This window comes from Halosimplex halobium, from assembly GCF_051414055.1.
Taxonomy (GTDB): Archaea; Halobacteriota; Halobacteria; order Halobacteriales; family Haloarculaceae; genus Halosimplex; species Halosimplex halobium.
The window spans coordinates 73,926-90,801 of sequence record NZ_JBLKNX010000003.1; the positions used below are offsets into that span (position 1 = coordinate 73,926).

The 16,876-nt window shown below is 68.8% G+C and carries 8 protein-coding genes; 7 read left to right on the top strand and 1 reads right to left on the bottom strand.

Going from position 1 to position 16,876, the window contains the following annotated elements:
* Positions 1-33 precede the first annotated feature (33 nt).
* The 6 genes from ACMGFG_RS03495 to ACMGFG_RS03520 all read left to right on the top strand — a co-directional run bounded on the left by ACMGFG_RS03495 (position 34) and on the right by ACMGFG_RS03520 (position 13,997).
* Complete coding sequence (locus tag ACMGFG_RS03495) at positions 34-1,545, top strand: endo-1,4-beta-xylanase (RefSeq protein WP_436928969.1); 1,512 nt, start codon at positions 34-36, stop codon at positions 1,543-1,545.
* 108 nt (positions 1,546-1,653) lie between these two features.
* Positions 1,654-3,762: an endo-1,4-beta-xylanase gene (locus tag ACMGFG_RS03500; protein ID WP_436928970.1), complete on the top strand. Its 2,109-nt coding sequence runs from the start codon at positions 1,654-1,656 to the stop codon at positions 3,760-3,762.
* Positions 3,763-4,003: 241 nt separating this feature from the next.
* Positions 4,004-6,097 (top strand): endo-1,4-beta-xylanase, encoded by a 2,094-nt coding sequence (locus ACMGFG_RS03505; RefSeq protein ID WP_436928971.1) that lies wholly within the window; start codon positions 4,004-4,006, stop codon positions 6,095-6,097.
* 252 nt (positions 6,098-6,349) lie between these two features.
* Complete coding sequence (locus ACMGFG_RS03510) at positions 6,350-10,789, top strand: endo-1,4-beta-xylanase (RefSeq protein WP_436928972.1); 4,440 nt, start codon at positions 6,350-6,352, stop codon at positions 10,787-10,789.
* 247 nt (positions 10,790-11,036) lie between these two features.
* The gene (locus tag ACMGFG_RS03515) at positions 11,037-13,397 is read left to right on the top strand and encodes a glycoside hydrolase family 3 N-terminal domain-containing protein (RefSeq protein ID WP_436928973.1); all 2,361 of its coding nucleotides are present in this window, start codon (positions 11,037-11,039) and stop codon (positions 13,395-13,397) included.
* A 351-nt stretch (positions 13,398-13,748) separates the two neighbouring features.
* On the top strand, positions 13,749-13,997 hold the full coding sequence (locus ACMGFG_RS03520; RefSeq protein ID WP_436928974.1) for a hypothetical protein: 249 nt from the start codon (positions 13,749-13,751) through the stop codon (positions 13,995-13,997).
* A 125-nt stretch (positions 13,998-14,122) separates the two neighbouring features.
* Here ACMGFG_RS03520 and ACMGFG_RS03525 read toward each other — a convergent pair whose 3' ends face one another.
* Complete coding sequence (locus ACMGFG_RS03525; RefSeq protein ID WP_436928975.1) at positions 14,123-14,500, bottom strand: hypothetical protein; 378 nt, start codon at positions 14,498-14,500, stop codon at positions 14,123-14,125.
* Between the two features lie 137 nt (positions 14,501-14,637).
* Between ACMGFG_RS03525 and ACMGFG_RS03530 the strand changes: the two genes are divergently transcribed.
* On the top strand, positions 14,638-16,776 hold the full coding sequence (locus ACMGFG_RS03530; protein ID WP_436928976.1) for an ABC transporter substrate-binding protein: 2,139 nt from the start codon (positions 14,638-14,640) through the stop codon (positions 16,774-16,776).
* Positions 16,777-16,876 lie beyond the last annotated feature (100 nt).

Below are 16,876 nucleotides of genomic sequence, written 5' to 3' on the forward strand. Positions count from 1 at the left end.
TTGTCAGCGATTCCCCTTGAACGAGCCACGCGCATGTCAGACGAGGACACATCCGGGCCGGGTGGAGACGGGACGGTGGACCGACGGGTCGGTCGGCGACCGCTGCTGGGGGCGCTCGCGGCCGCGGGGCTCGCGGGCTGTCCGAGCGACGGCGGCGACGGCACGGCGACCGAGGGGAGCGGGGACGGCCAGCCCGAGGACTCGTCGACGCCCGACGACGGCGCCGACGAGACACCGGAGGGGAGCACGGACGCGCCGAGCGAACCGGATCCCGAAGTACAGCGCCGGATCCGCGAACACCGGACGAGCGAACTGACCGTCGAGGTGACCGACGGGAGCGGGAACGCGATCGCCGACGCCGAGGTCGAGGTCGCGATGCAGGCCCACGAGTTCGGCTTCGGCACCGCGGTCAACGCGGGAACGCTGATCGAGGAGTCGAGCGAGGGGGACAACTACCGGGAGTACATCCCGGAGCTGTTCAACAAGGCGGTCATCGAGAACCAGATGAAGTGGCGCTTCTGGGAGTCGGACCCCGACCTGGCGGACGCGGCGGTCGAGTGGCTGCTCGACCGGGGCCTCGACGTGCGGGGCCACGTCTGCATCTGGGGCCGGGAGGACGTGGGCGCCATCCCCGCGGACATCCTGACCGCGATCGAGGAGCGCGACGCCGAGACGATCCGCGAGCGGTCGATGCAACACATCGAGGACATCATCGAGCACTTCGGGGAGGACGTGACCGAGTGGGAGGTCGTCAACGAGGCGATGCACGCCTACCAGCTCCAGCTGGGCGTCTACGGCGACGACATCGACCAGGCCGAACCCTGGACCGGCGAGGTCGTCCCGTGGACCTCCCCGCTGCTGGCCGAGTGGTATAGCAAGGCCGACGCCGTCCGACAGGACAACGACCTGGACATCGGGCTCGCGGTCAACGACTTCAACCAGTTCGGCTACAGCTACACCGACGGGCGCTACCAGGACCAGATCGAACACATCAACGACAACGCCGTCCAGCTGGACACCGTCGGCCTGCAGGCCCACGTCGGCGCCCGCACCGGCGAGTTCAACACCAACTCCAACCCGGACGAGCGGGTCAGCGCGAGCCGGGTCGCCGAGGAGATCGACAAGTGGGCCGACTACGGCGCGGCCGTCAAGATCACCGAGTTCGACACCTACGCCGGCAACGCCTGGAACTCCGACGAGGAGCGGGCACAGGTACTGGAGAACTACCTCCGGGGCGCGTTCTCCCACCCCGACGTGGAGGACTTCCTGATGTGGGGCTTCTGGGACGGCCGCCACTGGCAGTCGGAGGCGCCGCTGTTCTACGAGGACTGGGAGGAGAAGCCGGCCTACGACGTGTGGACCGGCCTCGTCTACGACGAGTGGTGGACCGAGGCGTCGGGGGCCACCGACGGTGACGGCGCGTTCTCGACGGACGGCTTCAAGGGCGAGTACGAGGTCACCGCGACCGTCGACGGGACCGAGGTCACCGAGACGGTCACCCTCTCCGACGACGGTGCCACCGTCGAACTCTCCCCGGACGCCTAGCCCGTCGGTACCGGCCCGTTAACTAACTCACCTGTCAGTTCTCGCGGTCAGTATCACTCCGAATGTAAATCTTTTTTACCGGAACTCCCGCTGGTAGGAGCCACGTCGATGTCAGACGATCACACTCGCGGTTCGGACGGTGGGGTAGACCCGGCCCTCGGTCGGCGAACGCTGCTAGGCGCGCTCGCCGCGACCGGGCTGGCGGGGTGCCCGAGCGACGGCGGGAACACGGACGCACCGGACGGCGGCGGTGGTGGGGGAGGGGGCGGTGGCGCCCCCGAGACACCCTCCGGGACGCCGGTGGCCGTCCCCGACGGCTGGCCGGAGACGCGGGACCCGTACTACGGGGCGCTCGCGAACACGCTCGGCGGGGAGATGGGGCTGCCCGCGGGGGAGTTCGTCTACGCGAACTACGAGGCGGGGACGATTGCCGCCTTCGACGTCGGCGCCGACGTGGCCGAACGGTCCGAGATCGAAGTGGGCGACGACCAGCCGTTCTCCTCGGCCGTCCGCGTCGAGGTCACCGAGGAGACGGAGAACACCTGGGACGTGACGATGATCGGGACGGCGACCGACACCGCGGTCGAGAGCGGGGACGTGCTGCTCGGCGTCGCGTACCTGCGCGGCCCCGAGTCGAGCGAGTCCGAGCCGACAGTCCAGTTCGTCTCGAAGGACCGGGACAACCTCAGCACGAACATGGTGCGGTCGACCCCGCAGGTCCAGCCCCCCGCGGAGTGGACCCGCTACTACGTCCCGATGCAGTTCGACTACGACGCCGAGGCGGGCACCTGGCGGACGGAACTGTTCCTCGGGTTCGGCCCCCAGACGGTCGATATCGGCGGGATCGCGCTGGTCGACTTCGACCAGCGAGTCGCCGTCGACGACCTCCCCAGCGGACCGGCCGACGAGGCCGGTGGCGAGAGCGGGGACGGCGAGGCGGGCGGCGACTGGGAGGCCGCGGCCGACGAACGCATCGCCGAACACCGGACGAGCGAACTGACCGTCGAGGTGACCGACGGGGGCGGAAACGCGGTGACCGACGCCGGGGTCGAGGTCGCGATGCAGGCCCACGAGTTCGGCTTCGGCACCGCGGTCAGCGCGGACTTCCTGACCGAGGAGTCCAACGAGGCCGACACCTACCGCGAGCACGTCGCCGACCTGTTCAACCTCGCGGTGCTGGGCAACCACCACAAGTGGCGCTTCTGGGAGGAAAACAGGGAGCTGTCCGACGCCGCGACCGACTGGGTCCTCGAGCAGGGGCTGGACCTGCGCGGGCACGTCTGCCTGTGGTCCGACGTGTCCGCGTGGTCCGTCCCGCCCGACGTGGTGCGGGCGATGGGGGTCGAGTGGGAGGCCAACGGCGTCACCGACCCAGAACTCGACCCCGAGCACGTCCGCGAGCGAACGCTGGAGCACGTCGAGGCGATCATCGAGTACTACGGCGACCGGATCACCGAGTGGGAGGTCGCGAACGAGATCGTCCACAAGCCGGGGTTGATCGAGGCGGTCAACGGGGTCCCGGCGACCGACGACGCCTCCCTCGAGGACGTGGACCCGGTCGAAGCCCCGATCCTCGCGGAGTGGTACGCGACCGCCCGGGACGCCGCCCCCGAGGGGATGCCGCTCGGCGTCAACGACTACAACACGCTGGCCGGCCCCTACGAATCGACGCGCGACGCCTACGAACGGCAGATCGAGTTCCTCGTCGACTCCGAGGCGGGACTGGAGTTCGCAGGGTTGCAGAGCCACTTCAACGAGGCGTCGTCGCTGTCGCCAGGGGAGGTGAAATCGGCGCTGGACCGCTACGCCGAGACGGGCGTGCGCCTGCGGATCACGGAGTTCGATATGGCCGACGAGAACTGGGCGGAGGCGGACAAGGCGGTCTTCTTCCGGCAGGTCCTCAAGGTCGCGTTCAGCCACCCGGCGGTCGACGACTTCCTCGTCTGGGGTATCTACAGCCCCAACCACTGGCGGGACGACGCCCCCTTCTTCGCCGAGGGCTGGGAGGAAAAGCCCCCGCTCGCCGAGTACCGGGACCTCGTCTTCGACGAGTGGTGGACCGAGGCCTCGGGGGCCACCGACGACGAGGGGACCTTCTCGACGACGGGGTTCCACGGCGAGTACGAAATCACCGCCACGGTCGACGGTGAGGCAGTCACCGAGACGGCGACCCTCTCCGACGGCGGGACCACCGTCGAACTCTCGACCGACGCGTAGCGGCACGACGGGACCGACAATCAACCCTCGCGCCGTCCGATTCCGCGACGTGACCCGCCCATATTCCACACCCTCCCCCATCTGCAGTCCGCGACAGGACCCATTCGCCTCTCCGACCGCCCGATTCGTGAGGTACGTTTGCATCCGTCACAATCTGTCGTGATCGTTGGTAACTTTTCGCAATACCTGGTCCGAAAACAAACGTTTTTCAACAGGAATCGGTCTCGTATGAGCCAGATACATGCCAGAAACCAACGACGGGCCTGACGACGGAGCGGACGGTGACGACGGGTCGATCGCGCGGCGGTCGCTGCTGGGGACGCTCGCGGCGGCGGGTGTGGCGGGATGTCAGTCGTTCACGGGCGGTAGCTCGACGCCGACGGACACGGAGACGCCGGAGCCGACGCCGACGGCCACGCCGCACCCGGACGGGACGCCGGCGGACGTGCCGCCGGGGTGGCCGACGGTGCGGGACCCCTACTACGGACAGCTCGCGTCGACGCTCGCGAGTCAGGGGCTGCCGGGCGGCGCGTTCTGCTACGGCACCACCGAGGCGGAGGCGATGTCGGCGTTCTCGGTGCAGTCGAGCGTCGGGACGGCGGAGCCGCTGTCGGTCGGCGACGACCAGCCGTTCTCGTCGGCCCGCCGGGTGACCGTCGAGGAGTCGACGGAGAACCCCTGGAACGTGACGCTGAAGGGGACCGTCGAGGACCGCGCCGTCTCGGAGGGCGACGTGCTTCTCGCCGTGTTCCACCTGCGCGGCCCCGAGGACAGCGAGTCCGACCCGACCGCCCAGTTCGTCGCGAAGGACGAGGCCAACCCGAGCACGAACATGGTCCGGGGGGTCCAGCAGGCCGAACCCGTCGGCGAGTGGGTCCGCTACTACGTCCCGATCCAGTTCGACTACGACGCCGAGGCCGGCACCTGGTGGACGGAGCTGTTCCTCGGGTTCGGCCCGCAGACCGTCGACGTCGGCGGCGTCGCGCTGATCGACTTCGACCAGAACATCTCCGTCGGCAACCTCCCCAGCGGGCCGGCCAGCCAGCCGACTCCCGACGACAGCGACTGGGAGGCCGCGGCCGACGAGCGCATCGCCGAACACCGGACGAGCGAACTGACCGTCGAGGTGACCGACGCCGACGGCGAGCCGGTCGAGGCGGCGTCCGTCGACGTGGCCATGCAGGAACACGAGTTCGGCTTCGGCGCCGGGGTCGACGGGGCGTACCTCCTCGAGGAGACCAGCCGGGGCGACCCCTACCGCGAGCACGTCTCGGAGCTGTTCAACGTGGCGACGCTGACCAACCACCACAAGTGGCGCTTCTGGGAGGAGGAGAAGCACATCTCCGACGGCGTGACCCAGTGGCTGCTCGGCGAGGGCCTCGACGTGCGCGGGCACGTCTGTCTCTACGCCGACGTGTCGTCGTTCTCGGTCCCGCCGGACGTGGTCGAGGCGATGGGCCGGACCTGGGAGGAGGGCGGCGTCACCGAGGCCGAACTCGACCCCGACTACGTCCGCGAACAGACGCTCTCGCACGTCGAGGACATCGTCGAGTACTACGGCGAGGACATCCTCGAGTGGGAGGTCGTCAACGAGCTCATGCACTCGCCCGGGTTCGTTCAGGCGATCAACGGCGTCGCGGCGACCGAGGACGCCTCGCTCGAAGACCTCGACCCCGTCGAGGCGCCGATCCTTGCGGAGTGGTTCGCGGCCGCTCGCGAGGCCGCCCCCGAGGGGATGCCCCTGGCGATCAACGACTTCAACGTCCTCGCCGGCTCCTACGAGGCCGAGCGAGCCCGCTACGAGCGCCAGATCCAGTTCCTCGCGGAGTCGGAGGCCGGGCTGGACGCCGTCGGCATGGAGTGTCACTTCGACCAGGACGAGACGATCAGCTCGCGGGAGATCATGGACACCCTGGACCGCTACGCCCAGTACGACGTGTCCCTGCGGGTCACGGAGTTCGACATGGCCGACGACGCCTGGAACGAGTCGGACAAGGGGAGGTTCTTCCGGCGGTTCCTCAAGACCGTCTTCAGCCACCCGGACGTCGAGGAGTTCCTCGTCTGGGGGATCAACGACGCCAACCACTGGCAGGGCGACGCCCCCTTCTTCACCGCGAGCTGGGCCGAGAAACCCCCGCTCGAAGAGTACCGGTCGCTCGTCTTCGACGAGTGGTGGACCGAAACGGCCGGCGACACCGACGACGAGGGGACCTTCTCAACGACGGGGTTCCACGGCGAGTACCAGGTCACGGCGACCGTCGACGGTGAGGAACTCACCGAGACGGTGACCCTCTCCGGCGGCGGGACCACCGTCGAACTCTCGCCCGACGCGTAGGCGCCGGGGTTCGTCCGACCACCGCTGTTCCATTCCCGGGCGACCGCGTCGACCGCGCCCGAGCGGCACACAGCGGGTTCGGCCCGTCGCTCGGGCTCTCCCAGCGGGGTCCGGCGACCGGTCGAACCGCCGGGATCGCGTGGAACCGGCAACCGTCTCCGCGAATCCTGACAACGGGCCCGGAACTATCCCCAATTATCAGTATGTTTTGGAAATATTTATGGGTCATAAATAGATGACTTCCGGTCGCAAATGCGAGACTCTGACAGTGACGGTCGTGGGGACGACCGTCTGCGGGTGGGGCGCCGACCGTTCCTGCAGTCGATCGGGGCGGCCGGCGCCGCGGGTGGCATCGCCAGCGTGACAGCGGACGAAGGCCGGGCGGACACGCCGGATTCGTGGGGTTCGGGCGGCGACGCGTACTACTCGTCGCTCGTCACCGACCTGCGGGACGGGCGCGGACTGCCCGCAGCCGACTTCGTCCTCGACAACACGGAGTCGGGGACGTGGAGCAAGGAGCGGGTATTCGCCGTGAACTCCGCGGGATCGGCCGAGTCACTGGACGTGAGCGACGACGACGTGCCGTTCTCGGTGGCGAGGCGGTTCGACGTCGGGTCCGACCCGTCGAACCCCTATTCGGCGCAGTTCAGGGCGGACATCGACGAGTCGGTCTCGGCGGGTGACGTGATGCTCGCCGTCGGCTACCTCCGGTCGTCTTCGGAGTCGCCGGAAGTGGGACTCTACGTCTCCGGTGGCACGGCCGGGAACACGTCGCCGACGGTCGGGAGCGAGTGGGAGCGACACTACTTCCCGGTCGAGATCGACAGTGACGCCGCCGCAGGTGAGACGTACTTCCAGTTGCGGTTCAGTCCGACCGGGTCACAGACGGTCGATTTCGGCGGGTTCGCGCTGCTGGACTTCGGGACCAACGCGGACTTCGGGGAGTTGCCGTCGGGCGTCACCAGCCCCTCGCTGGGGTCGTACTACTCGACGCTGCGGAGCGACGTGACCGGCATGGGACTGCCCGAACCGGAGTTCCGGATCGGCACGACCGAGGCCGGCGTCCGCTCGTCGTCGAACGTGTTCGCCCGGAACCCGTCCGGGTCGGCGGACTCCCTGGACGTGAGCGGCGACTCGGTCCCCTTCTCGGAGGCGACGCGGTTCGACATCACCTCGGAGCCGTCGGAGGACTTCAGCGTCCAGTTCAAGGCGAACATCTCCGAGTCGATATCCTCCGGCGACGTGATGCTCGGGGTGTTGTACCTGCGGTCGTCCTCGGACAGCCCGGAGGTGTCCTTCCAGGCGGTCGACGACTCCTCGTACGCCAACCGGACGACCGACCACCAGTCGCCGACGGTCGCGAGCGAGTGGGAGCGCCACTACTTCCCGATCCAGTTCCAGTCGGACTCCTCGGGCGACCAGAACCGCTACGTCCAGCTCCAGCTCGGGTTCAAACAGCAGACCGTCGACGTGGGCGGGTTCGCGCTGCTGGACTTCAACGGGAACGCCGACGTGGGGAACCTCCCCTCGGGCGTCGCGAGCACCGTCGGTCCGTACTACCGGACGCTGACCAGCGACCTGGCGGGGCTTGACCTCCCCGAGCCCGGGTTCGTCTACGACAACACCGAGGCCGGCACCTGGGACACCTACCAGTTCGGTGTCGGGGACTACGGGACCACCGAGAGCCTGGACGTGAGCGACGATTCGGTCCCCTTCTCGCAGGCGTCACGCGTGTCGATCAACGGCACGCAGAGCAACGGCTACAACGCGAACCTCCGGGGCGACGTGAGCGGGATGGCCGTCGAACAGGGCGACGTGTTCCTCGGCGTGGCGTACCTGCGCGCTCCCGACGGCGACGCGCAGGTCACCTACTCCGCACAGGAAAACGCCAGCTCGGGGTACAACAACTGGGCGGAACTCACCGATCCGTCGATCGGCTCGGAGTGGGAGCGGTTCTACTTCCCCATCCAGTACGGTGCCGGCGCCGACGCCGGCAACTGGTGGACGGAGTTCTGGCTGGCGTACAACGAACAGACCGTCGACGTCGGTGGCCTCGCACTGCTCGATTACTCCGACACGGACGTGGCGGTCGACGACCTTCCCGCCGGCGCAGCGAGCCAGATCGACACCGGGGGCGACGGCCCCGAGGAGTGGCCCCAGACCGACGACCCGTACTACTCCGGGTTGATCGACTACCTCGAGGAGCGCAACCTCGACCCCGGCCGGTTCGTCTACGCGAACAACGAGGCCGATACCTTCGACACCTTCGAGCTCGCCGGGAGCGAAGCGGACAAGGGCGAACGCTCCGCGCTGGAGGTCGGCGACGACCAGCCGTTCTCGGAGGCGACGCGGATCGACGTCTCGGAGGCGGGCACCAACGCCTACAGCGTCAACTTCAAAGGCTTCGTCAACGACGAGGGCGTCTCCAGCGGCGACGTGTTGCTCGGTGTCGCGTACTTCCGCACGCCGGACGAGGAGAACGCGCAGGTGACGTTCAAGGTCAGCGAGAACAGCACCTTCGGCAACTACGTCACGAACCCGCGGCCGCCGGTCACCGGCGAGTGGCAGCGGTACTTCTTCCCGGTCGCGTTCGACAGCAGCTACGACGCCGGCAACTGGTGGACGGAGATCTGGGTCGGCGCACAGGCCCAGACGGTCGACATCGGCGGTCTCGCCCTGTTCAACTTCGAGGGGAACAACTCCGTCGAGGCGCTGCCCGAGTGGGAGCGCTCGGCCGACCCCGGCTGGGAGGACGCGGCCGACCAGCGCATCCAGGACCACCGCACCGCCGAGATGCAGGTCGACGTCGTCGACGAGGACGGCGACCCCGTGGAGGGGGCCGACGTGTCGGTCTCGATGCTCGAACACGAGTTCAACTTCGGGGTCATGACCAACGCCCCCCAGATCGAGAGCACGGAGGAGGGCGACCCCTACCGCGAGAACCGCAAGGAGCTGTTCAACACGGGCGTCCTCGAGAACTACCACAAGTGGGACTTCTGGGAGGGCGGCCAGGACACGGCCGACGCGGCCGTCGAGTGGATGGAGGCCCAGGACTGGTACATCCGCGGGCACGTCGCGCTGTGGGCCAGCGTCGACTCGGCCGCCGTCCCCGACGACGTGGTCGAGGCGATGGCCTGGGACAGCGACGCGGACGCGGCCACGCCCAGCGAGGCCGACTCCGACTACGTCCGCCAGGAGACCATCGCCCACGTCGAGGACATCATCAGCTACTACGGCGACCGCGTCGACGAGTGGGAAGTCGTCAACGAGCTCATCCCCGAGCCCGGCTTCGTCCGGTCGATCCACGGGGCCGACGTCACCCCGGAGGAGGCGCCGATCCTCGACGAGTGGTTCCAGACCGCCCAGGCGGCCGGCCCGGAGGGCCAGCCGCTGGGCATCAACGACTACAACACCATCGAAGGCCCCTACAGCGGACGCCGGGACCGGTACATGACCCAGATCGAGACGGTACAGGGCACCGAAGCGGGGCTGGACTTCGTCGGGCTGCAGAGCCACTTCAGCGAGAGCTCCTCGCTGCTGCCGTCCCAGACGATGGCCGCGCTCGACAGCTACGCCGAGTACGACGTCCCGATCCGCATCACGGAGTTCGACATGTCCGACGAGAACTGGCCGGAATCGGAGAAGGCCGAGTTCTTCTACCAGTTCCTGAAGACGGTCTTCAGCCACCCGTCCGTCGAACAGTTCGTCGTCTGGGGCCTGATCGACACGCTCCACTGGCGCGACGACGCGCCGTTCTACGCGGCCGGCTGGGAGGAGAAGCCCGCCCTCGACCGCTACCGCGAGCTCGTCTTCGACCAGTGGTGGACCGAGGAGTCCGGCACCACCGACGCCTCCGGCGCCTACTCGCTGCAGGGCTTCAAGGGCGAGTACGCCGTCGACGTGAGCTACGAGGACGCGTCGGTGTCGGCGACGACCACGCTCTCGGACGGCGGGACGACCCTCGAGGTCTCCCTCGACGGCGACTACGCCGAGGAGAGCGACGGGGAGAGCGACGACGGCGACTACAGTGGCCCGACCGCCGACGCCGGGTCCGAGCAGCGCGTCCGGCCCGGCGAGGAGGTCACGCTGAACGGCGGCGGGTCGAGCGGCAAAGACCTCTCCTACGAGTGGTTCCAGATGTACGAGTCGACGACGGCCGACCCGGCGGTGTCGCTCACCGGGAAGGAGACGGCGAGCGCGTCGTTCACCGCGCCGGAGGTCGAGGAGACCCGGGCGCTGGACTTCCGCCTGGCGGTCACCGACTCGAAGGGCAACACCGTCCAGGACACCGTCGACGTGGTCGTCGAACCGGCCGACACACCGACGCCCACTGCGACGCCGACGGAGACGGCGACGCCGACGGCGACGCCGACTGCCACCCCGACGGAGACGCCCACTGCGACGCCGACGGCGACGCCGACCGACACGCCGACGGCGACACCCACCGACACGTCGACCGCGACGCCGACCGATACGCCGACGGCGACACCGACCGACACGCCGACGGAAACCCCGACGGCGACGCCGTCCCGGACGGCCACGCCCACCGCCACGGACCCGTCGACGCCCGAACCGGAGGGGACGACCGCCGGCGACGGCCCGGGGATGGGCATCGTCTCGACGGTCGCGACCCTCGGCGGGCTCGCCAGCGTCGCGAAATACCTCGCCGGCGACGACGAGGACGACAGCTGACCCGCCCGCTCACCGCCCGACACTGTCAGACGTAGTTCGCCCTCCTCCGCGGGGTTCGTCCCACGCTCCACCGTCCTCGCTTCACCGTCCCCGTTTCGTCGCACTCGATCGATCGCCGCCGCTTCACGGTTCCTGCACAGCCCTGGTGGTTCGCCGCGGTCTCCGGACCGCGGGTTCTCGGCCGATTACCGTCCCTGAGACTGTCGTCGGAACCATTAATATCCGCGTCCCCGACCGAATAGCCGTAATGACAGCCGACTCCGACGCAGCCTATCGCGACCCGACGGTACCGACATCGCGGCGTATCGAGGATCTGCTCTCACGAATGACGGTCGAGGAGAAGGCCGCCCAGCTCGGGTCGGTCAGCCCGAGCCGGGGCGTCGCCGACAACGCCGGCGAGGTCGACGAGGGCCAGGAGCTCGTCGAGGACGGCCAGCTCAACCGCGAGGTCGCCGAGGAACTGCTCGACGAGGGGATCGGCCACCTCACCCGGGTCGGCGGCGAGGGGAGCCTCCCGCCCGAACAGGCCGCCGCCGTCACCAACGAGATCCAGGAGTACCTCGCCGAGGAGACCCGGCTCGGCGTCCCCGCGATCCCCCACGAGGAGTGTCTCAGCGGCTACATGGGCCCCGAGGGCACCACCTTCCCGCAGGGGATCGGGATGGCGAGTACCTGGGACCCCGAGCTCATGCAGGCGGTCACCGACACCATCGGCGACCAGCTCGAGGCCATCGGCACCGCCCACGCGCTCTCGCCGGTGCTGGACGTGGCGCGGGATCTGCGCTGGGGCCGCGTCGAGGAGACCTTCGGCGAGGACCCGTACCTCGTCGCCGAGATGGCGACCGCCTACGTCTCCGGGCTGCAGGGCGACTCGCCGGCCGACGGCATCTCCGCAACCCTCAAGCACTTCGTCGGCCACGGCGTCGGCGCCGGCGGGAAGAACCGCTCGTCGGTCGACGTGAGCGAGCGCACCCTGCGGGAGGTCCACATGTTCCCGTTCGAGGCGGCCGTCCAGGAGGGCGACGCCGAGGCCGTGATGAACGCCTACCACGACATCGACGGCGTCCCCTGCGCGAAAGACGAGTGGCTGCTGACGGACGTGCTCCGGGGCGAGTGGGGCTTCGACGGCCACGTCGTCTCCGACTACTTCAGCGTCGACTTCCTCAAGGAGGAACACGGCGTCGCGGCCACCCAGCAGGAGGCCGCCGTCTCGGCCGTCGAGGCCGGCATCGACGTGGAGCTGCCCAACACGGACTGCTACGAGTACCTCGCCGAGGCCGTCCGCGACGGCGACCTCGCCGAGGAGACGCTCGACGAGTCGGTCCGCCGCGTGCTCCGTGCGAAGTTCGAGAAGGGGCTGTTCGAGGACCCGACCGTCGACGTCGACGCCGCGACCGACCCCTACGAGGACGAGGCCGCGGCCGGGCTGGCCCGCGAGGCCGCCCGCGACTCGCTGGTCGTCCTGAAGAACGAGTCGGACCTGCTGCCGCTGGACGACGCCGACTCCGTCGCCGTGGTCGGGCCGAAGGCCGACGACAAGAAGGGGATGCTCGGCGACTACGCCTACGCCGCCCACTACCCCGAGGAGGAGTACGAGTTCGAGGCCGACACGCCCCTGGCGGCCATCGAGAACCGCGTCGACGCCGACGTGTCGTATGCCCAGGGCTGTACCGCGACGGGCAACCAGACCGACAAGATCGGCCGCGCCGTCGAGGCCGCCGAGGGCGCCGACGTGGCGCTGGCGTTCGTCGGCGCGCGCTCGGCCGTCGACTTCTCCGACGCCGACGGCGTCAAGGCCGAGCAGCCGATGGTGCCGACCAGCGGCGAGGGCTGTGACGTGACCGACCTGGGCCTGCCCGGCGTCCAGGAGCAGCTCGTCGCGCAGGTCGAGGAGACCGACACCCCCGTGGTGGTCGTCCTCGTCAGCGGCAAGCCCCACGCGATCCCGGAGATCGACGCGGGCGCCGACGCGGTCGTCCAGGCGTGGCTCCCCGGCGAGGAGGCCGGTAACGCCATCGTCGACGTGGTCTTCGAGGGCCACGACTCGGGGGGCCACCTCCCCGTCTCGCTGCCCAAGTCCGTCGGGCAGCTCCCGGTCCACTACAGCCGCAAGCCCAACACCTACTCCGAGGACTACGTCTACGACGACGCGCAGCCGGTCTACCCGTTCGGCCACGGGCTCAGCTACGCCGAGTTCGAGTTCTCCGACCTCGACCTGTCCGACGTGGACGTGGATCCCTCCGGAACCTTCACCGCGAGCGTCACCGTCCAGAACACGGCCGACCGCGCCGGCAGCGACGTGGTCCAGCTGTACGTCTCCGCCGAGAACCCCGACCTGGCGCGGCCGGTCCAGGAGCTCGTCGGCTTCGAGCGCGTCGAGCTCGACGCCGGCGAGTCGACCCGGGTCACCTTCGAGCTGGCCGCGAGCCAGCTGGCCTACCACGACCGCAACGCGAACCTCGCGGTCGAGGCCGGCGACTACGAGCTGCGGGTCGGCCACTCCGCCGAGGAGATCGCCGAGACCGCCCGCCTGTCGGTGACCGACACGAAACAGGTCCCGCGAACGGGCCGCCGCTACTTCACCGAGACGAGCCTCGACCAGGCCTGACCGGTCGACCCGGTCGCCGTCTCGCTCCGCGCCGCTTCTGTCCCCGTCGCGTTCAACACGCCATCGCTCGCCCGCCGACACCGCCATTATCGAATGTGACAGATGTGCACGGCGACCGACGACTCGCCCGCCCCGCGCGCACGCGCGTTGTGATACACAAAGGTCGCTGTATTCGTCTACGCCGTCCGGGCCCACGGGATGGGTTCTCACGGGTGATATCGCCGTGCCGGGTCCCGGTGGCGGGTGAACGCGGACGGGCGGCGCCCTCGCCGCTGTGGCAACCCTTTTCGGGACCGCCCGACAACCGGGGAGCATGGTTCGGGCGTCGGTCGTCGACGGAGGGGTCCGGTTGTGAGCGAGCAGGGCGACGAGCAGACGGGCAGGGAGGCGGCCGCCGAGGCCCTGTGCGAACAGAACAGGAAGGTCCTCGGCGTGTTCACGATCGCCGTCGTGTTCCTGCTCCTCCAGCTCCCGTACCTGGTCGTCACCGACACGGACTCGTCGCTGTTCGTCGTGGCGGTGTTGAACGTCGTCGGGAGCGGGGCGTTCGCCCTCCTCAGCGGCGGCGCGCTCTGGTTCTGTCGCCAGCGGGCGATGTGAGTCGTCGGCCGACGGGGCGCGGCCGGCCCGCAGTACGCAGTCGTTTGGGTCCCGTAGCTCGGAAGGTGGCCGACAGCGAGAAGTTTCGAGGGTGATGCGACCGGCGGCGAGACGTTCCGGGGTCCTCAGGCCGACGACGTGGCGCGGGCGTACAGCTTGTTCGCCAGCAGGAAGCCGTACGCGGTCGCGCCGAGGAGGATGAGGGTGGTCCCGAAGATACCCAGCATCGCGGCGAAGACCTTGTGAGCGAGGACGATCCCCTCGACCTGGCCGAACGTCTGGTACTGCTCGGGAATCCCGTTCATCAGCGAGATCGGGCCGGCCTCGCCGCCGATGACGATAGCGGGGGTCCCGTTGACGAAGGTCGCGCCCAGGACGATACAGCCCACGCCCATGAGGATGACCATCAGCGAGATGTTCCCGACCATGAAGTAGTACAGCGCCAGCGCGTACGCCCGGACGCCGTCCGCCTCCTGACGGGCACGATCGATTTCCTGTCTCATTGCGATAGAGTGTTTCACACACCTATTTGAAGGTTGCGCTTGCGGGAGCGGCCCGCTCGGCCTGTCGAACAAGATCAGTTCCCGCTCGGTATGAAATAATCAGGAAGTTTTATATAGAGCTGGCAGAAGGTAGAGGTATGCGGAAGCCTGACAGCATCCGTGACAAGGAGTTATCGCGACGCCGGTACGCGCAGATACTGGCTGGAATGGGAGCCGCTGGTGTGGCCGGCTGTGGGAGCGACGGCGGGTCCACCGCCACACCCGGTTCGGAGGACACGCCGACGCCGACGCCCAGCGGGGACGGCGGCGACGGCGGCGACGGCGGTGAGACCGACAGCGCGACCGCGACCGACGCGGAACCGGTGACGCGGCAGGTCAACTACGCGGTGGCGAACACGCCGGACGTGTTCAACTGGAACCCGTGGACGCCCCAGGACAACACCATCGGCGACCTGTGGATGTCAGACCTCCACGGGCTGCGGAACGTCCACACGACGAACCTGTCGTACTCCGGAACGACGGTGCCGACCCCGCACAAGCCCGACCACGAGGAGATCGAGATCATGACGTGGATCTCGGGCAGGGAGATCGAGCCGCCGTACGACTGGTACGACCACCACGACGACCGGTCGGCCTACTGGAACGGCGACCCCCACGACGCGGTCGCCCGCGAGAAACACAACCACGTCGGCTGGTTCCAGGACGGCAACAAGTTCACCGAGGGCACCACCTTCAACCAGCGTGCCGAAGACCAGTGGACGCTCCACCTGTGGGAGAACAAGGGGTCGGTCCCCGAGCAGGACCCCAACCCGACCGCGCGGGTCGTGCTCCGCTCGCAGGCCGGTCCCGTCGACGGCAACCCGCCGATCCACCCCGACTTCACGGAGCCGTACCTCGAACGCTACCGGGACGCGGGCAACTCGGACGAGGTCAGCTCGATCACCGACGAGCTCGTCAGCGACCGGATCAGCCTCGACCGCATGGCCATGGAGGGCGGCACCGACGAGATGCTCGCCGGTACGGGTCCGTACCGCCTGGAGTCGATGGACGACGTGGGGTCCGAGCGGATGATCCTCCGGCTCAACCCCGACCACCCCAACGCCGAGAACACCAACGTCGAGAAGCTCGGGCTCTACTGGGCCGAAGGCTCCCGGCGCCAGACGCTCGTCAACGAGGGCGTGCTCGACGTCGACTCCGGCGCCGTCACCGACAGCGGGGCGACCACCCGCGAGTCGCTGCCGGACCACATCCAGGAGTTCACCCGGTGGCTGCGCGCCACGGGCGGCGACGTCTGGAAGCTCAACTGGCAGAACCCGCACCTCCAGAACCTCTGGGTGCGCCGCGCGCTCGTCGAGGCCATCGACTGGAACGCCGTCTCGGCCAACGGCTGGGGCGAGGACGCCTCGCAGGTGACCCAGCACGACACGTTCCTGCTGGACGCCCAGTCCGAGAGCACGTTCTCCGAGGACTTCCTCGACCAGCTGCACCACTACTCGCGCTCCTCGAACGTCGAGAAGGCCAACGAGTACATGCGGCGGGCGGGCTACAGCAAGCAGGGCGGCCAGTGGGTCGACCCCAACGGCAACCAAGCGTCGATCGACCTCTCGTCGCGGTCGGGCAGCCCCGCCAACGTGCAGGGCGCCCAGACCATCCGCGCCAACCTCGCCAACTGGGGCTTCGGCGTGAACTTCACCACGATGGGGTGGAACACGTGGTCGAACACCATCGACCCGAACAACGGGCTCAACTACGACTCCACGATGTTCTGGCACGGCGACCCGTACGTCTTCCAGTACTACCACGACCGCGGCGCGTGGTGGGACGAGGCGCTGGTGGCCGGCAGTCCGACCGGCAACCCCTACAGTGCCGACCCCGAGGACGAGGTCGACACCCAGGGCAAGCCGATCGTGCAGGACGTGCCCAACGAGCCGGGCGCCTTCGAGGCCCCCGACGAGGCCGGCAAGTCGCCCGACCTGGACGACGCCACGGAGGTCAACCTCGTCGAGACGGTCAACGCGATCCGTCAGCCGGGCAACTCCGAGGAGGCCCAGCAGGAGCTCTACCGCACCTGCGCGAAGTACTACAACTTCTACGTCCCGCACTTCGTCTTCCACCAGTACCTGATGGGCTCGTACGGCGACGTGCGCGACTTCGACTGGCCGGACCCGTCGGCCCGCGCGTTCGACTACGAGCGGTCGTTCGGTATCGAGGACGTGCTCGTGCTCGGCGGCATCACCCAGGCCAGCACCGACACGGAGTTCGAGCCGCCGGAGTGAGCGGCTGACTCCCCGTATCGACACCTGACCACCCGGTCGTCCGGGCCGACGTTTCTCTTCGTCCGTCGCCGTCCCGCGTGAGAACTTGTCACCAGCCCTC